Source organism: Alloacidobacterium sp., from assembly GCF_035631355.1.
GTDB lineage: Bacteria > Acidobacteriota > Terriglobia > Terriglobales > Acidobacteriaceae > Alloacidobacterium.
Map to the genome: position 1 here is coordinate 85,349 of NZ_DASQIX010000048.1, position 19,545 is coordinate 104,893.

Genomic DNA, 19,545 nt, shown 5'->3' on the forward strand with positions numbered 1-19,545 from the left:
TGATTTTTCTCAATATTTCATTAGCTTCGCAATCGCCTGGTAGATGTGCTCAGGCTGGGGCAGGATTACGTCCTCGAGCACCGGCTGGTAGGCGACGAAGGTGTCCATTGCCGCCACGCGCTTGACCGGGGCGTCGAGGTCTTCAAATAATTCGTCGGCGATGCGGGCGGCAATTTCAGCTCCGTAGCCCCAGCTCAGCATGTCCTCATAGGCGACGATCACGCGGCTTGTCTTCTTTATCGAAGTGGCAATCGCTTCCCAGTCGTAGGGATTGAGGGTGCGCAGATCGAGGATTTCCGTCTCGATGCCGTGTTCGCGGTGCGCTTTTTGAGCAGCCTGCAGGGCGCGCGGAACGACAGCGCCATAAGTCACGATGGTCAGGTCTTTGCCTTCGCGCACAGTCTTCGCCTTGCCGAAGGGGATCATGTATTCAGGTCCCGGATAGGCGGCCCGGCCAAAGGTCTCGCGGTACAACCGCTTGTGCTCAAGAAAGAGGACCGGGTCGTCGCAACGGATTGCCGTCCGTAGCAGGCCGTTGGCGTCGAGCGCGTTCGACGGGAAGACCACGCGCACGCCCGGCGTATGCGTAAAGATGCTTTCGCCCGACTGCGAGTGATAAATTGCGCCGCCGGTAAGATAGCCGCCGATGGCCACACGAATCACGGCGGGCGCGGAATATGTTCCGTTGGAGCGCCAGCGCATCGAGCTTAGCTCGTTGCGCATCTGGTGCATGGCCGGCCAGAAGTAATCGAAAAACTGGATTTCCACGACCGGTTTCAGACCGCGCACGGCCTGGCCGACGGCGCGACCAACAATGTTTGCTTCGGCCAATGGCGAATTGAAGGCGCGGTCGGCGCCGAACTCGCTCTGCAGGCCGGCAGTCAGCTTGAAGACGCCGCCTTTGCCCTTGACTGCGCCTTCGCGCAGATAGCCTTCGCGGCTGCAATCCGCCACGTCCTCTCCAAAGACGACAATACGTGGGTCGCGCCGCATCTCGTCCTTCAGGCAGGCGTTGATGAGGTCGGCCATGGTGCGTTCCTGCGTGTCCGGAGTCTGCGCGGGTTTTGTCTGCAAATCGGCGCGTGTCGGGTCGTAATTTTCGGAATAAACGTGCAGAGGAATGCTCGACGCATCGGGAAATGGCGCGCGCAAGGCCCGCTCTGCGGCAACGCGGACTTCTTCGTCTACCTGCTTTTCAAGACTGTTGATGGCATCGGCGTCCAGAATGCCTTCGCGCAGGAGAAACATCTGCATCTTCTGCAGCGGGTCGCGGAGCGAGTCGGCTTCCATCTCGCTCTTGGGGCGGTAGGCGCGGTCGTCGTCAGAAAACGAATGCGAATATGGCCGGGTTACATGGCCATGCACAAACGATGGCCCTAGGCCTACTCGGCAATGGGCCACGGCTTCTTCAAATGCCCGGTAACTCTCGACCGGATCGGTGCCGTCGACTTCGGCAAAGTAGAAATTCGGGAAACCAGCGACCAGTTTCGAGATGTTGCCGCCGGGCGTGTTGACTTCTACTGGCGTTGAGATGGCGTACTCGTTGTCCTCAACCACGAAGAGCACCGGCAGCTTCAGGTTTGACGCCGTGTTCAGCGCTTCCCAGAATTCGCCCTGGCTGGTTGAGCCTTCGCCCAGAGAGGTGTAGACGACCTCGTCGCCGTGGAAGACTATGTTTTTGTAGGCGCGATAGTCACCATCATGCTTTTTGGCCGCTTCCGGATGGTGAGAAAAATAGCGCCCGGCCTCGGCGCAGCCCACCGCGTGCAGAATCTGCGAAGCAGTGGCAGAAGATTGCGAGACGATATTTAGTTTGGGATTGCTCCAGTGTGACGGCATCTGCCGCCCGCCGCTCGCCGGATCGGCAGCCGCACCCACGGCTTGCAGGAACATTTCTTCGACGGTGACGCCGAGCGCGAGGCAGAGCGCGCGATCGCGGTAATAGGGAAAGAACCAGTCGTAGCCCGGTTTGAGCACCATGCCCGCTGCCGTCAGCAGAGCTTCATGTCCGGCGCCGGAGATCTGGAAGAAAATTTTCTGCTGCCGCTTCAGCAAGATTTCGCGGTCGTCGGTGCGCCGCGAAAGATACATGAGGCGGTAAATCTCAATCAATCGCTCAGAATCAAGGCCAGGAACCGTATTTGCCTTGCTCTCTTCTGCGCCGCGAACGGCTGTTTTGGCCATGCAGAAAAACCTCTTGTCGCCGCTCCAGAAATCTGTCACACAACTGGAGCGACAGGTGATTGTACAGGTTCCCAGGACATCTGTCTGTCCAGAACACTAACTGCTTTACGATGCCTGGCGCTGGGCCTCTGGTGGGCCATTCTGTATTCTTATTGTATGAAAGTGAAACGCGCCGGGCCATGCCTGAAACGCACCGGAAACAGGCTTATGCCGCGCGAATCATTTTTGCGGTTGCTGGCGAATTGACCATCGTTTCTGCAACGTGCTCTAATTCAGCGTTTCCATTCACAATGCCTGCGCAAAAGGATTGGAACAGGCTTCTGGGGCCTTTTTCACGATTCCAGATTGTGTTCTGGTCAGTACGTTTCTGGTTCCGAAGCCGCGCAGGGCAACGGAAGCGCAAATTTTGGGTGATTGCTTCTCTCTGGAGGACTTTGAATGTCGTTTGTCTCCTCGCTGGCTGCATTTTTCTGGCAGTCCAATGAACCACTAAACCTTAATTCTGGCAGTCTTTATCTCTGGATCGCGCTTGCGGTCGGCGTTCTCGGCCTGATTGCCGCGCTGGTTTTTGCCCGCTCGGTTCTCGCCTGCGATACCGGAAGCCCGGAGATGCAGCGCATCTCTGACGCTATCCGGCAGGGAGCGGAAGCCTTTATGCGCAGGCAGTACGGCACGATTGCGCTGATAGCCGTAGCACTCGCCATCATTCTTTATCTTGGCTATCACCTCTCGCCGTTCACTGCTCCGTTTGCGAATAAGGTCGTGATCAGCTTCCTGATTGGCGCTACATGTTCAGCGCTCTCGGGACAGACGGGCATGTGGGTATCGATCCGCTCGAATATCCGCACCGCCTCGGCGGCGCGCACCAGCCTGGGCAAGGCGCTGCAAATCGCGCTGCGCGGCGGCGCGGTCACGGGACTCATCGTGGTCGCCCTCTCGCTGCTGGGAGTTGGCGTGCTCTTCCTTCTCTTTGGAGGATTGCAGCACCCCGACCAGGCGCCATTCCAGTTGGTCGGCTTTGGTTTTGGAGCATCATTGGTGGCGCTCTTTGCCCAGCTTGGCGGCGGCATCTACACCAAGGCTGCTGACGTAGGTGCTGATCTGGTTGGCAAAGTGGAAGCGGGAATTCCGGAAGACGATCCGCGTAACCCTGCGGTGATTGCGGATCTCGTGGGTGACAATGTGGGCGACTGTGCAGGCCGCGGCGCGGACATCTTTGAGTCCACCGCTGCTGAAAACGTAGGAGCGATGATCCTTGGCGCGGCGCTTTATCCCGTTTTCGGCATCAAGGGCATTCTCTTCCCGCTGATCGTGCAGGCCATTAACCTCATTGCCAGCATCGTCGGCGTGAGCATTGTGCGCGCTAAAGAAAATGAAGAGCCGATGCACGCATTGAACCGCGGCTACTACGTCACCACGCTTCTGGCGCTGGCGGGTTTTGCTGTCGCGGTCCATTACATGCTTCAGGACCGCTGGTGGCTGTTCGGCTGCGGCATCTGCGGGATTATTACTTCATTCCTGTTCGTCCGCATCACTGAGTACTACACGGAGACGCGCTTCCGTCCGGTGCGGTCTATTGCATTGGCGTCAACCACAGGCCCAGCGACGAACATCATCAGCGGCCTAGCTGTTGGCATGGAGACGCCGGCGATTCCGGTCATCGTGATCGGCGCAGCGCTGCTCTTCAGCTACTACTTCGGCGTGCGCGGGCTGGCGGACGTGACAACCATCTCCGATTACTCGAAGGGCATTTACGGAACAGCCATCGCCACGATGGGAATGCTCTCATCGGCAGCCTACATTCTGGCTATGGACACCTTCGGCCCGATCACGGACAATGCCGGCGGCATCATTGAAATGAGCAATCAGCCGCACGACATCCGCGAAAAAACGGACAAGCTCGACGCCGCCGGAAATACGACCAAGGCGCTCACTAAGGGATACGCCATCGGCTCGGCTTCGCTCGCTGCCTTCCTGCTTTTCTCGGCTTATCTTGAATCCATCCACGACATCGTGAGCCAGCGGCTCGCTGCGGCTGGTGATGCTCTGTCATCTTCGTGGAGCTTCTCTAACGTTAACCTCGCATCGGTGCCGGTCTTTGTTGGCGCGCTGCTGGGGGCGATGCTGGTCTACCTTTTCTCATCGCTTGCTATTAAAGCTGTAGGACGCGCGGCACAGTTCGTGATCCAGGACGTGCATCAGCAGTTCCAGGAAAATCCCGGAATCATGGAAGGCACGTCGCAGCCCGATTACGGACGCTGCGTGGGCATCGTCACTGGAGCGGCGCTCAAGGAAATGGTGCTGCCGGGCGCGCTGGTCGTCGCCATGCCGCTGGCTGTAGGGGTCATTTTCCGTTACTTCAGTCCAGCGTTCAATTTGAAGGAACTGGCGGACACGCCGATGCTGCACGGAGTTCCCATGAATCTGAGCGGGGCCGAGGCGGTCGCGGCGTTGCTGATGGTCGGCACGATCTCCGGCATCCTGATGGCCATGCTGATGAACAACGGTGGCGGCGCATGGGACAACGCCAAGAAGTTCATCGAAACCGGTCAATATGGCGGCAAGCGTTCGGAAGCTCATAAAGCCGCAGTCGTAGGCGACACGGTTGGCGATCCCTTCAAGGACACCGCCGGGCCGTCTCTGCACGTGCTCATCAAGCTGCTGGCAACGGTCACTCTGGTGCTGGCGCCGTTGTTTGTCTAATTGAAATATGCTTACCAGCAAGGCCGCCTCGATGGCGGCCTTCTTCTTTTGGGCGGCACTTGAGGGGAATCTCTGCTATTGTGCGTGCTGATGAGCTTCTTCGCCCGCAAGACATCAGAAAAAGATAAGCATCGGCTCTGGGACCAGTATTACAAATCTGTTCCTATCAGCAGATTGTGGCCTCTTTATGCTGCTGTCTTCTGTTTATTTGCAATCACGGGCATCTTCGGCGACATTTTCAACCTCGGCCACACGCCATATGTCATCACGATCTTGAATGCCATCTTCAGTGGATCCGTTGCCCTGATGTACATCCACGTGGGGATGCGATTAACCCCTCGCTACTTTATTCATGCGACGCTTCTTCAAATCCCGATCTGGCTCGGATTCACCGCCATTGTCACGTTTCTTGGATCGCATTTTCATTTGCAGCCAGTGCCCGCGGCATCCGGCGTCCGATTCGCCGGAGTGGTCATGTTGCTGCTGGTTATCGTGTCTTATTCCCTGCTCATCCGCTTTGTTCGCGGAGAAGGACAGGAGTCCTCTCGCATCCGCAATGAACTGGAGCTCGCTCACGGTATCCAGAAAACGCTCGTTCCTCCGGTGGCTTTGCGGGATGCGCAGTTTGAGTTGTATGGACGCTCCGACCCGAGCGACAAGGTCGGGGGCGATCTGGTTGATGCTCTTCGGCTGGAGGATGGCAGCACTGTAGCCTATATCGCGGACATTGCCGGACACGGATTGCAGGCCGGCATCCTGATGGGAATGCTGAAGACGGCGGCGAGAACCGCATTGCTCGATGCGCGCCTGGTGGAACCGCAAGACGTTTTGCCTTCGCTCATGGACCGGCTGAACCGCGTTTTGCCTGATGTGAAGGAACCGCAGATGTATGCCACGTTTGCCGGGTTCCGGCTGAACCCCGACGGCAGCGTCTTCTATGCGCTCGCGGCGCATCCGCCCATTCTGCACTATCGCTCGCGGGCGGGCACGGAACATATTTCAGCCGAACAGTTTCCGCTTGGGTTGATGCCGGTTGAGGGCTTTTCCGCAGGGGCGTCGATCATGTTAGCGGGTGACCTTCTCATCGCCGTCACGGATGGAATTCTTGAAGCCAGCAATGAGTCGGAAGATGAATTCGGCCTGGACCGCTTGCAGGAAGTGATCGCGCGTCATTCCGGAGACAGTCTTCCCGTTTTGGCGGATGCGATTCTCGGCGCGGCGCGTGCTTTCGGAAAACAGATAGACGACCAGACGCTACTACTGGTCCGTCGGCTGTAAAGAGTGGCTATGCTGCTGCTACGTTCAGAAAACGGCGCACGGCAAGCAGCGCCATCAAGCGCGTGATTCCGCTGATAAACAGATTGATTCCGACGATTGTGGCAACGGCCCACGCCGCGCTCGACGGCCAGTGATCGAGAATGAGAAATGCCAACAATACGGTGATAAGGCCGTCAAAGAGCAGCCATCCTGAGCCGGCGTTCCTGCGCAACGGAAAGAAGCTGATGATCGAAAAAATGCCTTCGATCAGGAAGATGATTCCGAGGACAAAAGTAAAAGAAACAAGCCCGAGAATCGGGTGACTGATCAGCCATATTCCGCCAATGATGTAGACGATGCCCACCAGGGTCCGCCACAGATACCCGCCGAAACCTCTGGATACCGGTGCAGTTGTGAGGTGGACGATCCCGGCGATGATGATGAGGACGGAGAGCACGATGGCCGTGCTGATTCCGGCAATCATCGGCAAAGAGAGTGAAAGGATTCCGCAAAGGATAAGGATGATTGCCCAGACAATGGCCAACCCGGTTCCGCGTTTCAGTGCGGTGCTGATAGCATCTGCCGCCATGCGACCTCCTTCGAGAGAATGATCACACCATACGGATTTTTCAGCGCTTCAAAAACAGCTTTTCTTTAGGCCCGGCGTGAAGATCTAACGCCATATTTCCGCAACATCATACGCTCATTTAGAAAAGAACCCGCTCTGCGGTTAGTTTCCTTTCATTTTGTCCTTGACTGATCTGGCCAGTTTTTCGATTTCTTCTGTCTTCTTGATCGTGGCCATAGACATTGGGTCCTTGTTCTTCGCCAGTTCATCCTTGAGCTGTTGGGTCAGCTTTAACAGTTTGGCCGTGTCATTCACAATGTCCTGCTGGCGCTCATCGTTGCGTTTCTGGGCCTGTCGAAGCATTGCCCGGCGCGCCATCGCGTCCTGATCATTGTCATCACTGGAGGCCGGCGACTGCCCGGGAACGCCGGGAGTCCGAGGAGTCGTAGGAGGCGGCGGCGTCTGCGGGAATTGCGCCCTCGCGGTCACGCAACAGCCGGAAAGAAGGGCAATGACCGCAATTTTTAGAGGCACCGAACTGGCATCTAAACAGCGCATCAGGTCATTATAAGAATGTTTCCTATGTTCGTGACATATACGCACTCCTTTCTGACGCTCTTCTCACAGGAAAGCCGCCTAGCGCGGCTCGACGCTCAATTTCTTAACGACCTTGTGGACTTTACCTATAAGGTGCTTCCCAAGATCGTCATTATCGGCTTCGTCGCGTGGCTGCTCACGCGCGTCCTCAAGATCATTACTCACCGGATTGTCCGCATCACGGAGCATCATGCGGCCGGAGCTGCACGGGTTGCGCAAGTGCGCACGCTGGCATCGGTCATCCGCGCCACAGGCATTGGCTTGATCATGTTTGTGGCCGCTTTGGAAATCCTGCCGATGCTTGGCTTTAAGCTGGAGCCATTGCTTGCCAGCGCCGGCGTGGCTGGCGTTGCTATCGGCCTGGCGGCACAGACTATCGTGAAGGACTGCCTGAATGGCGTGCTCATCCTCGTTGAAGACCAATACAATGTTGGCGACAAAGTGAGGCTGGCGGGATTGACCGGAATTGTCGAATCGCTCTCCTTGCGCAAGACCACGGTGCGCGACGGCGATGGCACCCTCTATATCATTCCCAATTCGCAGATCACGACGGTTGCCAACCTGACGCGTGACTATTCGGTGGCGACAATCAATGTGTCGGTTGATTTTTCAGCCGATCCGGATAAAGTGCTGGCGCTGCTGAAAGAAGTCGCCATGGGCGTGCGGAATGATCCTGCATACAGCGATGTGTTCATCAGCGACCCTGTTCTGCTTGGCGTAGACACCATTAAAGGGTCGCAGGTTATCTATCCCGTACAACTGAAGACAAAGGCCGACAAGCAGTGGGCAGCCATGCGCGAGACGCAACGACGCATTCGCATCGCGCTCGCGGAAAATAAATTGCTGCCGGGAGATCCGCTGCGAGTCTACGGCTCAAATGTTCATCCTGTTGGATTACGCAACAATGAAGCGGTGGTGGCTGCTGCTGATCCTACTACGGCCAAGCCGAATGAAGTGAATCCCTTCACCGGTGAAGGGATGTAGAGGCTGTCTTGAGAATTAATGCCATCTCTTTTTTGGAAAAAGCAAAGCGATTATTGATGAAATGACCTACCACACTAGATACCGCTTAATTCCTTCAACAATTCTTCGCCGTCGCTGGTTGGCGGCTGGCAGGCATTTCCTCGGCAGACAACGCCGAAGCTTGCCTGTTTCTGAAGCTGCGGCAATGCAGGCAATGTCTCGGCTAACACGGGAGGCAGATTTTCGCGTGTCACTTGGTCCTGCCGCAGCGTGATGACGCTTTTGTTCACGGCATAGCGCGCTATTGCCATCGCCGTTAGCTGACGCGCATGGTCATCCTCGCCAATGATGACCACCTGCACGGCAGGCAGCAGCAGCCGCTCCAACGCAAGACCGTACGTTCCGGCGTATAAGCCAAAATGCTCGACAACGCCGCCGAAGTGCTCCAGCGTGTCCTCTGCTTTTTCGCGGAAGTCCTTGCGTTCGCTCAGTGCTTCCAGCCGCAGCAGAGCAGCTGCGGCTGCTGGATTGCCCGCCGGCGTTGGCGTGTCCTGCAAAGGCTTTCGATGTGCCGATAGCGCGCCGAGCACTTCGCCCTTCGGCGTTTCCGTATCGAAGAAGCCGCCGCCAGTAGCATCGTAGAAGCGCTCGACCATTACATCACCGATTTCAATTGCCGCGTTGTAGTAGCGCAACTCGCCTGTAGCCTGCCAGGCATCCACACAGGCATGTATCAGGAAGGCGCAATCATCGAGTACGGCGGCCACGCGCTGGCGCGCCTGTTTCTGATCGGAGTAGGCGATAACATGCGCCAGCCCTGTTTCTTTTTTCCAGCCATCCTGCAGGATTCGATCCAGCGTCTTCAAGGCGAAGCTGCGCGGCGCTTCGAGTTGCAGAACTCGTGCTGCTTCCAGATAAGCCGACACACCCAACGCGTTCCAACTGGTGTAGACCGTTTTATCGACGAAGGGTGTTGTTCGCTCCAGTCGCGCCGCATACAGCTTTTTCCGGGCCGATTCCAGATCCTCGCGAACATCTTCGACGCTGCGTGACAGCTTTTGCGCGACAGCTTCAGTTGTGTATTTCACATGCAGCACATTCTTTTTCGGATTGTGGTGCATGTCGCCCATCTCGCCGATGTCGAAATACAACCCGGTGACCGCCAGCTCATTTTCCGTCAAGACAGCAGCCGCTTCTTCCTGTGTCCAGGTGAAATAATCGCCATCGTCATCAAGGGAAACATCGGCATCCTGTGAGGCGTAAAAGCCGCCACGCTCGCGGTCAGTGAGCCACTCGTCCATCCAGCGCATCATGTCTTTAGCAACGTGGGCGAACTCCGGATCGACGAAGGTCTGGAAAGCATGCACATAGTTCTTCAGCAGTTCCGCGTTGTCATAGAGCATCTTTTCAAAATGCGGCACTACCCAGCGCTCGTCCACCGAATAACGGTGGAACCCGCCGCCGAGATGATCGTAGATGCCACCCGCGGCCATTTTCTTGAGCGTTACCGTCGCTGCTTGTTTCGCAGCTTCGTTGCCGGTGCGTGCGGCTACGTCGATCAGCAGGTCGATGGCCGCTGGATGCGGAAACTTTGGCTGCGCGCCGAATCCCCCGTGCCGCGGGTCGAACTGGTTCAGTGCGCTCGCTACCAGCTTGTCCGCCAGCTCAAGACTCAGTGAACTGCTGCGCCCGGAAAAGCTCTCGCCATGCTCAATGGCCGCAAGAACTCCTTCAGCAGTTTCCAAGGCGTCACCGCGCTTCGTTTGCCACACGTTGGCCAGCGTTCGCAACACACGCTCAAATCCTGGACGGCCGTAACGGTCGTCGCGAGGAAAATACGTTCCGCCGAAAAACGGCTTGCCGTCGGGAGTCAGAACAGCAGTCAGCGGCCATCCTCCTTGCCCGCTGATGGCCTGCACCGCAGCCTGATACCGGTTGTCCACGTCGGGGCGCTCATCGCGATCGACTTTCACCGCGATGAAATGTTCGTTGATAACCTGAGCGAGTGAAGCGTCTTCATACGATTCGCGGTCCATCACATGGCACCAGTGGCACCACACCGCCCCGATATCGAGCAGAACGGGCTTGTCTTCCTGCGCCGCGAGCGCAAAGGCCTCCGACGACCACTCATGCCATTTCACTGGCTGGTGCATGGCTGAACGCAGATATGAGGATGCGGCGTGTTCGAGCGAGTTGTATTGACTCATCTCTTGCAGTCTATCGTTGAATCCTGGCTATGAGGCGGGAGGGTGACAAGCCTACACCGCTTTGCGCCGTCGCCGCATGCTCATCGTTCGGCCGACAGACGCTGCGCCACCTTCACATACAAATCGACCGCTTCCAGAAGCTCGCGCTTCGCCAGCTTCTCGTACGGCGTGTGTGCTACATGAATCGACCCTGGCCCAAGCAGTACGGGCTCGCCCCAATTGGAAAGCGCGGGAATATCGGTCGTGAATGCAGCCACCATCGTTGGCAGTCCATCCATCTGCCTCATGCGCATAAACGGGAGATCGAGCGTGAACTGCACATCAGCTAGATCGCCTACCGCGTCCAGAATTGCTTTGCGCACAGGTTCTGACGGGCCAACCAACCGCACCAGGATGTGCGCTTCGGCGTGATCGGCGATGACATTCGTAGCGCGCCCGCCTTCAAGCAGGCCGACGTTCATTGTGCCCGGCCCCACGCCCTCTGTTATTGGCAGCTCAATCGCCAGCACTCGATGCAGCGCTTCGACCAGCTTGTGGGTCGCGCTCTCGCCCAGTTCAGGATAGGCAGAATGCGCCATCTTCCCCTTAGCCTGGATGAGCACGCGCAGCGCGCCCTTCGATGCAATCGCCAGACGGTTGTCTGTAGGCTCGCCATTGATGAGGAAGCGGTTCTGCTTCGGCTTTGTATTTGCGATTTTCGCGCCGCCGGAATCGCGCTCTTCGCCTACAACAAACAGCAGGCCAACCCTTGCGCCTGCGTCGCGGAGCCGTTCGGCTGCGGCGATCTGCGCGGCGATAATTCCTTTCGCATCGCACGCGCCGCGCCCATAGATGTTCTTCTCGTCTTCACTGCTGGGAATGAACGGCGGAACGGTGTCCATGTGCGTCGCAAGCACCACATCGGGGGTTTCACCTGCTGTTCCGGCATAGACGTTGAAGCGCTCGCTCTTATTTTCGACCTGATTGACCGGAGTGGTTTCCACGGCAAAATTGCGCGCGGCGAGAAATTCGGCAAGAAACGCACCTACGGCCCCTTCGTTGTAGGTAATCGATTCTATATCGATCAGGCGGCGCGTCAGTTGTATCGGATCCAGCGTCATCGTGTCTCAGAATACCCCAGCACAGTGCGAACTCTTGGCTACAATACTTAAGAAACAAACATGACCACTATCTTTTCCGGTTCCGCTGTGCTGCGCACAATTGATGATCTGCGCGGTCCCGCAGGCAAACTTGAAGCCATCCTGAATGCGGGCGCGCGTGATGCTCCGTATACGGCGCTGGTTTGCCATCCGCATCCACTTGGCGGCGGGACAATGCACAACAAGGTCGTCTACCATACCATGAAAACTCTCCAGTCATTCGGACTACCTGTGCTGCGCTTCAACTTTCGCGGTACTGGATTGAGCGAAGGCGAGCACGATGGCCATGACGAAATCGCCGACGTTAGGGCAGCGGTCGACTGGCTTGAACATGAATTCCGCCTCCCGATTCTCTTTGCGGGATTCTCATTTGGCGCGGCCATGGGGCTGCGAGCCTGTTGCGGAGACGAGGGCGTCAAAGGACTCATCGGCCTCGGCCTTCCCGTTCACGCCGAGGGCCGCGACTATGAATACCGCTTTCTCTCTTCGTGCCCGCAACCAAAACTCTTCATCAGCGGCGCGCGCGACCAGTATGGCCCCAAAGCTAAAGTAGAGGCGGTATTTGGCGCTGCAAAACAGCCAGCAGAACTGGTGTGGATTGATGACGCTGACCACTTCTTCGCAGGTAAACTGGAGCAGGTGCAGCTTGCCATCCGCAACTGGGTGCAGGCCAACTTTCTCCCCGCCAGCGCCTCATGACTCCCGAAGCCGGCACACAGCTCGAAGAACTCTACTCGGCCGCGCAGGACATATTTCTGCACGCACTGGAGGACTGCGAAGTCGGCAAGGCTTTCGACCGCCATCTTCATTTTGACGGCATGACGCTCGTGCGGCATCCATCCGCGGCCGTGAAACCAATCTCTGTTCCACTCGACCGCTACAAGAAGGTCTTTATCATCTCCTTCGGCAAAGCTGGGTTGACCATGCTCGACGCGCTGCTGGACCGTTTGCCGAGGAAGCTCCATGTGCGAGGCGTATGTTGCGCACCGCAGATGCCGAAGAAACGCAGTTGGAGCATCCGCTACTTCACAGGCGGCCATCCTCTTCCTAACGAGGATTCATTTGCGGCCGCCGAGGCCGTGCTCAAGCTGCTGAAACGCGCAAATAAGGATACCTTCATCTTTTTCCTAATCAGCGGCGGTGGTTCAGCCATGCTCGCGCTGCCCCGCGATCGGAGCATTTCGCTCGACGATACCATTGCGTTCCACGAGACGCTGATTGCCTCCGGCGCGACCATTACGGAAATCAACACGGTCCGCAAGTATTTCTCCGCCGTCAAAGGCGGGCGGCTCGCGCTTGCTGCTCCAGAAGCGGAAAAGCTCTCGCTCCTGATTGCTGACGTGCCGCTGAAGGACCTCGGATCTGTTGCATCATCGCCGACTCTGCCCGATCAATCCACGCTTGAGCAATGCCGCGAAATACTGGCGCGCTTTCGGTTGCTGGAAAAGTTTCCATCGAGAGTGCGCACCTACTTCGAATCGCTGTCTCCGGAAGTTGAAGCGGAAACGCACGGAGCAACCGCTGACGAGGCCTTCCGTCACACGCAATTTGACACGCTGCTTTCAAACCACGATTTCGTGAACTCAGCCCGCGACCGCGCACAGGAACTCGGCTTTCGCGTCGTTATCGACAACACCTGCGACGACTGGGACTATGCCGACGCATCGCGCTATCTGCTAAAGCGCTTTCACGAGCTGCGCGCCCAGCACCCCCGCCTGTGTCTGCTGTCGAGCGGTGAAGTCACTGTACAACTTGGTCCTCAGCCTGGCTGCGGCGGGCGCAACCAGCAATTCGCGCTCGCGTCGGCTTTCGATCTCGCGAAGTATGAGGGCCAGCCGCTCGCCGTACTCAGCGCCGGTTCTGACGGCATTGACGGCAACAGTCCGGCGGCAGGCGCCATTGCCGATACCACAACTATTGCCCGCGCCCGCGAATATCACTTCGATCCCGAGGCAAATCTCGCACGCTTTGACACCTGTCCTCTTTTCTCAGCACTTGGCGATACCATCATCACCGGACCAACAGGGAACAATCTCCGAGATCTGCGCATCCTGCTCGCCGCCCGCGAAAACGGACAGTAAACTCTTAGCTAAAACGCAGCCATAGGTTATGCTGTAGGCAGCATTCTGCTTTGAAAAGGAGAACTACTTTGGCGATTTTCTCTATCGTTTCCTTCGCAACGATTTTTGTGGTGGCAATTCTATGGGCCACCAGCCGCAAGGCAGACGACGACTCACACTAAGATTGGCCGTTCGACCGGACGAGCCGTGGTCCGCGTTCGGCTTCACTTCTATCCAGATGGCGGAGAAATCCGTTTATAGCGTCGGCAAATGCCAAGGGAGCTTCATCATGGGGTAAGTGCCCCATGCCCGGAATGACTACCAGTTCTGCGTGATGTAGCATCCTCTCCAGCTTATGGCCTGACTCCAGGCTAACGGCACGGTCGTGGGTCCCCCATACCAAGAGCACCGGCAGGTCATGCAGCTTTTCCAGAGCCGTCCCCAGTTCGCGCATGTCGTCAAACCAGCCGTCGATGATATTCATCACATGCTCCGTGGTCCCCGGCATACGCAGTGAGCTCATATAGCGTTCCAGCGCTTCGCGACGGACCAGCTTACTGTTGCCATACATCCGGCCAAGCGCCAGTTCCTGCAATTTCTCGGGTAGATTCGGAACCTGACGCGCAAACCAGCGCCCAAGAGGGGTACGGTAAAAATGCACCAATGGATCGCCTACGAAAGAAAACGGATTCGCGGGAGCATGCAATATTAGGCTGCGCACCTGCTCCGGATGACGCGCCGCCAACATCATTGCCATCGAGCCGCCGTGGGACGTGCCGACAATGTCGGCCCGCCTTATGCCAGCCTTAGCAAGAAATCTGGACATACGATCTGCCTGGGCGATGAGGCTTGCGTCCAAACCAGGAACGCGTTCGGACTTGCCGATGCAGAGCGTATCCACTGCATACACAGAGGACTCTTCTGCGAGGCGTGGAAGACAGGGGCGCCAGGCGTCGGCAGTTCCCAATAGCCCATGAAACAGCGCCAAAGCAGGACCGCGGCCCGTCGTAAGGCAATGCATTTTGTGCCCGTCGACGGGAACGGACATCTCTTCGATTTTCTGCCCGTCCGCGGGCTGCATCCAAGTTGCCAGTGCCATGGCTGCCCTCAAGCCGACTGCATCCGCCGGTCGGCAAATTCACCAAATCTTAACTCAATCTTTAAGACAATCAAACAGTCAAGAAAGATGCACAGCAGCTCCTCCGCGGTAACCATCAATGCCCGGAGAGTGATAGACACTATTTATCGAATCGACCACTTTCTATATTTCATCGAACAAGCCTTTCTATGATTTTTCATAGAAGGATACGGATTTCTTCATCCAGGCAGTCATAACTCTCGTCACACGAATAGCTTCGAGTATCACGAAAATCGGTATCCAACATAAAATCAAGGGTATACTGGATTAACCGGCGATAGTAAATCGTTTCGGGACGATGGCATTCGATTTGCATGGAATCGATTGCATTCACGTTTTTTCTCTTCATTGCACATGGAAAGGTCGCTGCAAACCCGGATTACGGTCCTCCTCCTGGCGCTTTTCACTGTGGCTGCTACGGTCTTTGCGGCGTTCAATTTCATTCAGGAAAATAATTATCAACTGCCGACCGATGGGGCCTGGTGGGTAGAAGCCCCTGGTGGTCTTTTGGCGCAGCGGGTGCTCGCGAATGGCCCGGCGCAACGTGCTGGCCTCAAGACAGGCGATCTGCTGGTCCAGGCGAACGACCGGCCTGTGCCCCGGTGGTCAGCGCTTGTCCGCGAAATGGTGCGTACCGGCGCCTATGGCACCATGCGCTACACAGTCATCCGCTCCGGCGTCCGGCTGCCTGAAGTTCCACTGATTCTCGATCCTCTCGATCGCGGCAATAATCAGGGTTTTCGCCTGATTGCCCTGGTTTATCTCGGAATCGGCCTCTACGTTCTCTTTCGACGCTGGACCGCGCCACATGCGACCCATTTCTACATCTTCTGCCTGGCGTCGTTTACGCTTTATGCCTTCAAGTACACAGGCAAGCTCAATTCGCTCGATGAGATTATCTTCTGGGGCAACATCGTCGCCGGAGCGCTGCAGCCTGCGCTCTTTCTGCATTTCGCCCTGGCGTTTTCCGAAAGCCGGCGCATCCGCCGCTGGCTCGTGGGCCTTACATACCTGCCAGCCTGCTTTGTTATCGGTTTGCAGATCATCGCCATCCAGATGTGGGCTGCCACCGCGTCGCTGCAGCATCGCCTCGATCAGCTGACAATTGGCTACCAGGCGCTCTTCTACGTGCTGGCTGCGGTCCTGTTCTTTGTCAACTACCAGCGAGAAGACCAGCCTCTACGGCGACAGCAGCTCAAGTGGCTTACGCGCGGTACTGTGCTCGCCATTGCGCCGTTCACGCTACTCTATGCCATTCCCTATCTGGCCGACGCGCAGATTCCTGACTTGCTGACCAAGATCGCGGTGCTAGCGCTCGTCTTTCTGCCGCTGACTTTCAGTTGGGCCATCATCCGCTACCGGCTGATGGACACCGATCTCATCTTCAAGCGCGGCGTTTCCTATACGCTGGCGACAGCAGCGCTCGCCGCGCTTTATTTTGGGCTGGTCGCGCTTGCCGGAGAGATCGTCCGCAATCGGTTGCCGAGTTTCCGGCTCTGGGGACTGGTAGCTGCCATCATCATCACGGCGCAGCTCTTTGAACCGCTCCGGCGTGGCATACAGGAGCGCGTCGACCGCATTTTTGACCGCAAGCGCTATGACTACCGCGAGACGCTTATCGAGTTTGGTCGCGGTCTTAGTTCACAAACCGATCTCAAAACGCTGCTCGACTCGATCGTCGAGCGTTTGCCGCACACCCTGCTGGTTTCACGCGTCGCCGTACTGCTTGCTGAGAAAACAGGCGAATATCGTCTGGCGGCCGGGCACGGCTTGCAAGCATCGGTCATGGATGGCAACCAGCCGCTTGATCTCAGCTTCCTTGATTTCGACCAGCCCGATGCCGGCTCGCATATTTTCCTGGAGAACCCTCAGCAGGCCTTGCATCTTTCTGACAGCGAGAAGCGTACTGCCGCCGCGCTCGACCTGAACTACTATCTGCCTTGTCGATTGCAGGACCGCACCATCGCCGTTATCGGACTGGGCCGTACCAGCGAAGGCGACTTCCTTTCAAGCGAAGACATGGAGCTGCTCGAATCGCTGGCTGGATACATCGGCATTGCCATCCAGAATGCGCGCCTCTACCAGAGCCTTGAGCAGAAGATTTCAGAATATGAACGCCTGAAGGAATTCAACGAGAACATTGTCGAATCGATCAATGTCGGCATCCTGGCTGTCGATCTCGATGAGCGCATCGAAAGCTGGAATGCCCAGATGGAAGTCCTCTGTGCGCTGCCGCGCCGCGAAGCGCTGGGCAAGAGCCTGTCAGACGTCTTCCCTGCGGCTTTCATGCAGGAATTCCATCGCGTCAAGAGCGACCCGGGTGTACATAATCTCTACAAGTTCCGTCTGGAGATGCGCGAAGGCGAGGCACGTACTGCAAATATCGCCATCGCACCGCTGATCGCACGCAATTTCGAGACGGTTGGCCGCATCATCCTGCTCGACGACATAACTGAGCGGACCGAACTCGAAGCACAACTCAGCCAGGCGGAGAAGCTGTCTTCCATCGGGCTGCTGGCCGCCGGAGTCGCGCACGAAGTCAACACGCCGCTGGCTGTGATTTCATCCTACACGCAGATGCTGGCGAAACAATTGCGTGGCGACGAACGCCTATCACCACTGCTGGAAAAAGTGACGTCGGAAACCTTCAGGGCATCCAAGATTGTCAATAATCTGCTGAATTTCTCACGTACCAGCAGCACGGAATTCCGCGAGACCGATCTGAATGTGATCATCCGCGAAACCCTTGCTTTGCTCGATCACCAGTTCAAGACGGCCAAGGTAAAAACAGAGCTTACGCTCGAAGCCGATCTCCCTCCCATCCTCGGCAATACGGACAAGTTACAGCAGGTCTTCCTCAACTTGTTCCTCAATGCGAAAGATGCAATGACGGACGGCGGGACGCTGCGCATCGCAACAGAAGCCAACGGGCAGATTGCGGTCGCCGTTTCGGACAGCGGCTCCGGCATCGCGCCCGAGCATCTGCGGCGCATCTATGATCCTTTCTTTACTACCAAGAGCGCGCCCCGACAAGGACAGCGCCGCGGCACCGGCCTGGGTCTTGCCGTTACCTACGGCATCATCCAGGAGCACGCCGGGAAAATCCACGTTGAAAGCCAGGTAGGAACCGGCACGACATTTCTTCTTGAATTCCCCATGCTAAGGAAACCCGCGCATGTCTGAAGGCACTCTTGCAGTCACGCCCTCTACATCTTCACCGCAGTCAGAGCGCGGGCATCGCATCCTCATTATTGATGACGAGATATCCATCCGCGAATCACTGGAGACGCTGCTCACGATTGAGGGCTACAACATCGACACGGCGCCTGAAGGCGAATCAGGCCTCGACCTGATTGATCGCTCGTCTTACGATCTCGTACTGCTTGACTTTGCATTGCCCGGCAAGAACGGACTTGAAATTCTGCAACTCATCCGCGAGCGCAATCCCGACCTGCCGGTCATTATGATCACCGCTTATGGGACGGTGGACCATGTGGTCGAAGCTATCCGTTCCGGCGCGCAAAATTTCGTCCAGAAGCCGTGGGACAATGAAAAGCTGCTCGCCGACATACGTTCAGCCATCGCACGCTTTCATGCGGAAGAAGAAAACGTCCAGCTTAAGCGCGCACTCAAGCAGCGCTACAACTTTGAGAACATTGTCGGCAAGAGCGAAGCGATGCTCGGCATCTTCGACCTCGTCGCACAGGTCGCGCCAAGCCGCTCAACTGTGCTCATTCAGGGTGAAAGCGGCACAGGCAAGGAGCTTATTGCCAAAGCGCTGCATGCCAACTCGCCGCGCCGCGATAAGCCGTTCGTTCCTGTTAATACAGGAGCCATGCCGTCGGAACTGCTCGAATCAACGTTGTTCGGACATGTGAAAGGCGCATTCACTTCGGCCATCGCCACCAAAAAAGGCCTATTCGAAATCGCAAATGGCGGCACGCTCTTCCTTGACGAAATCGCCACCATGGGATTCGATACTCAGGCCAAAATTCTGCGGGTGCTGCAAGACCGTCGCTTTATGCAGCTTGGAGGCGTACAGGAAATCCAGGTGGACGTGCGCATTATTGCCGCCACCAACATTGACCTGCGCCAAGCCGTACGTGAAAGCAAGTTCCGCGAAGACCTCTACTACCGGCTCAATGTCATCACCATTGACTTGCCGCCGCTGCGTAGTCGGCGTGAAGACATTCCGCTTCTCTCCGCGCACTTCCTTAAACGCTTCTCAGAAGAAAACAGCCTGCCGATTCGCTCGCTCTCATCCGACGCCATCCGCGCGCTTGTCGATTACGATTGGCCGGGCAATGTGCGCGAGCTCGAAAATATCATCGAGCGCGGCGTAGTACTTTCCTCCGGCCAGACCATCAATTCTGATCTTCTGCCTGGACACCTTACCGGCCGCAGCTACTCGTCCAGTCTGCTCGAACACAATCCCAACGCCTCGCTCTTCGACATCATTGAAGACATCGAGCGCCGGATCATCATCGACAAGCTGGAACGCTGCAACTGGAACCAGACAGAAGCCGCCGAACAGTTCCGCATTCCACTATCGACCCTCAACCAGAAGATCAAGCGCTACAGAATTGAGATCAAGAAGCGAGTAAAAGAGTAAGACAGGGCACAGCGCTCAGGGCACAGGATTTTTTTTTGCTTGCAGATGGGCGCTCAGTTTGTCGGCTGGAATGGAATCTCTTTCGCTGCCGTGGATTTCTAAGATGTCAATTTCGGA

Annotated in this window: 13 protein-coding genes; 7 read left to right on the forward strand and 6 right to left on the reverse strand. The window is 56.9% G+C overall.

Going from position 1 to position 19,545, the window contains the following annotated elements; all coding sequences use genetic code 11:
- Positions 1–9: 9 nt before the first annotated feature.
- Entirely contained in the window at positions 10–2,184 is a 2,175-nt protein-coding gene (locus VEV40_RS08660) for a dehydrogenase E1 component subunit alpha/beta (RefSeq protein ID WP_324831635.1), read from the reverse strand.
- Positions 2,185–2,622: 438 nt separating this feature from the next.
- On the opposite strand from VEV40_RS08660, the gene VEV40_RS08665 reads away from it, so the two are divergent.
- Both VEV40_RS08665 and VEV40_RS08670 read left to right on the forward strand, forming a co-directional pair.
- A complete protein-coding gene (locus VEV40_RS08665; protein WP_324831636.1) occupies positions 2,623–4,887 on the forward strand; it encodes a sodium-translocating pyrophosphatase in 2,265 nt (754 codons plus the stop codon).
- Between the two features lie 90 nt (positions 4,888–4,977).
- A complete protein-coding gene (locus VEV40_RS08670) occupies positions 4,978–6,165 on the forward strand; it encodes a PP2C family protein-serine/threonine phosphatase (RefSeq protein ID WP_324831638.1) in 1,188 nt (395 codons plus the stop codon).
- Positions 6,166–6,172: 7 nt separating this feature from the next.
- On the opposite strand, the gene VEV40_RS08675 is transcribed toward VEV40_RS08670, so the two are convergent.
- Both VEV40_RS08675 and VEV40_RS08680 read right to left on the reverse strand, forming a co-directional pair.
- Complete coding sequence (locus VEV40_RS08675) at positions 6,173–6,733, reverse strand: HdeD family acid-resistance protein (RefSeq protein WP_324831640.1); 561 nt, start codon at positions 6,731–6,733, stop codon at positions 6,173–6,175.
- Positions 6,734–6,874: 141 nt separating this feature from the next.
- Positions 6,875–7,270 carry a hypothetical protein gene (locus VEV40_RS08680; protein WP_324831642.1) on the reverse strand — a complete coding sequence of 132 codons (396 nt, stop codon included), beginning with the start codon at positions 7,268–7,270 and terminating at the stop codon, positions 6,875–6,877.
- A 24-nt stretch (positions 7,271–7,294) separates the two neighbouring features.
- Between VEV40_RS08680 and VEV40_RS08685 the strand changes: the two genes are divergently transcribed.
- Positions 7,295–8,293: a mechanosensitive ion channel family protein gene (locus VEV40_RS08685; RefSeq protein ID WP_324831644.1), complete on the forward strand. Its 999-nt coding sequence runs from the start codon at positions 7,295–7,297 to the stop codon at positions 8,291–8,293.
- Between the two features lie 74 nt (positions 8,294–8,367).
- On the opposite strand, the gene VEV40_RS08690 is transcribed toward VEV40_RS08685, so the two are convergent.
- Both VEV40_RS08690 and VEV40_RS08695 read right to left on the reverse strand, forming a co-directional pair.
- Complete coding sequence (locus tag VEV40_RS08690; RefSeq protein ID WP_324831646.1) at positions 8,368–10,479, reverse strand: thioredoxin domain-containing protein; 2,112 nt, start codon at positions 10,477–10,479, stop codon at positions 8,368–8,370.
- An 80-nt stretch (positions 10,480–10,559) separates the two neighbouring features.
- Positions 10,560–11,579 carry a M20/M25/M40 family metallo-hydrolase gene (locus tag VEV40_RS08695; RefSeq protein ID WP_324831648.1) on the reverse strand — a complete coding sequence of 340 codons (1,020 nt, stop codon included), beginning with the start codon at positions 11,577–11,579 and terminating at the stop codon, positions 10,560–10,562.
- 60 nt (positions 11,580–11,639) lie between these two features.
- Between VEV40_RS08695 and VEV40_RS08700 the strand changes: the two genes are divergently transcribed.
- The gene (locus VEV40_RS08700; RefSeq protein WP_324831650.1) at positions 11,640–12,317 is read left to right on the forward strand and encodes an alpha/beta hydrolase; all 678 of its coding nucleotides are present in this window, start codon (positions 11,640–11,642) and stop codon (positions 12,315–12,317) included.
- Complete coding sequence (locus VEV40_RS08705; RefSeq protein WP_324831652.1) at positions 12,314–13,699, forward strand: glycerate kinase type-2 family protein; 1,386 nt, start codon at positions 12,314–12,316, stop codon at positions 13,697–13,699. Before VEV40_RS08700 ends, VEV40_RS08705 begins: the two co-directional genes overlap by 4 nt.
- 157 nt (positions 13,700–13,856) lie before the next feature.
- On the opposite strand, the gene VEV40_RS08710 is transcribed toward VEV40_RS08705, so the two are convergent.
- Positions 13,857–14,777, reverse strand: coding sequence for an alpha/beta hydrolase (locus VEV40_RS08710; RefSeq protein ID WP_324831654.1), 921 nt, complete (start codon positions 14,775–14,777; stop codon positions 13,857–13,859).
- 447 nt (positions 14,778–15,224) lie between these two features.
- Here VEV40_RS08710 and VEV40_RS08715 point away from each other — a divergent pair, with 447 nt between their 5' ends.
- On the forward strand, positions 15,225–17,999 hold the full coding sequence (locus VEV40_RS08715) for an ATP-binding protein (protein WP_324831656.1): 2,775 nt from the start codon (positions 15,225–15,227) through the stop codon (positions 17,997–17,999).
- On the forward strand, positions 17,992–19,428 hold the full coding sequence (locus VEV40_RS08720) for a sigma-54 dependent transcriptional regulator (RefSeq protein ID WP_324831658.1): 1,437 nt from the start codon (positions 17,992–17,994) through the stop codon (positions 19,426–19,428). Before VEV40_RS08715 ends, VEV40_RS08720 begins: the two co-directional genes overlap by 8 nt.
- Positions 19,429–19,545 lie beyond the last annotated feature (117 nt).

Coding starts and splice junctions, on each gene's coding strand:
- VEV40_RS08720 (WP_324831658.1), top strand. CDS start 17,992: ATGTCTGAAGGCACTCTTGCAGTCACGCCCTCTACATCTTCACCGCAG.
- VEV40_RS08705 (WP_324831652.1), top strand. CDS start 12,314: ATGACTCCCGAAGCCGGCACACAGCTCGAAGAACTCTACTCGGCCGCG.
- VEV40_RS08670 (WP_324831638.1), top strand. CDS start 4,978: ATGAGCTTCTTCGCCCGCAAGACATCAGAAAAAGATAAGCATCGGCTC.
- VEV40_RS08710 (WP_324831654.1), bottom strand. CDS start 14,777: ATGGCACTGGCAACTTGGATGCAGCCCGCGGACGGGCAGAAAATCGAA.
- VEV40_RS08700 (WP_324831650.1), top strand. CDS start 11,640: ATGACCACTATCTTTTCCGGTTCCGCTGTGCTGCGCACAATTGATGAT.
- VEV40_RS08680 (WP_324831642.1), bottom strand. CDS start 7,270: ATGCGCTGTTTAGATGCCAGTTCGGTGCCTCTAAAAATTGCGGTCATT.
- VEV40_RS08660 (WP_324831635.1), bottom strand. CDS start 2,184: ATGGCCAAAACAGCCGTTCGCGGCGCAGAAGAGAGCAAGGCAAATACG.
- VEV40_RS08690 (WP_324831646.1), bottom strand. CDS start 10,479: ATGAGTCAATACAACTCGCTCGAACACGCCGCATCCTCATATCTGCGT.
- VEV40_RS08675 (WP_324831640.1), bottom strand. CDS start 6,733: ATGGCGGCAGATGCTATCAGCACCGCACTGAAACGCGGAACCGGGTTG.
- VEV40_RS08685 (WP_324831644.1), top strand. CDS start 7,295: ATGTTCGTGACATATACGCACTCCTTTCTGACGCTCTTCTCACAGGAA.
- VEV40_RS08695 (WP_324831648.1), bottom strand. CDS start 11,579: ATGACGCTGGATCCGATACAACTGACGCGCCGCCTGATCGATATAGAA.
- VEV40_RS08665 (WP_324831636.1), top strand. CDS start 2,623: ATGTCGTTTGTCTCCTCGCTGGCTGCATTTTTCTGGCAGTCCAATGAA.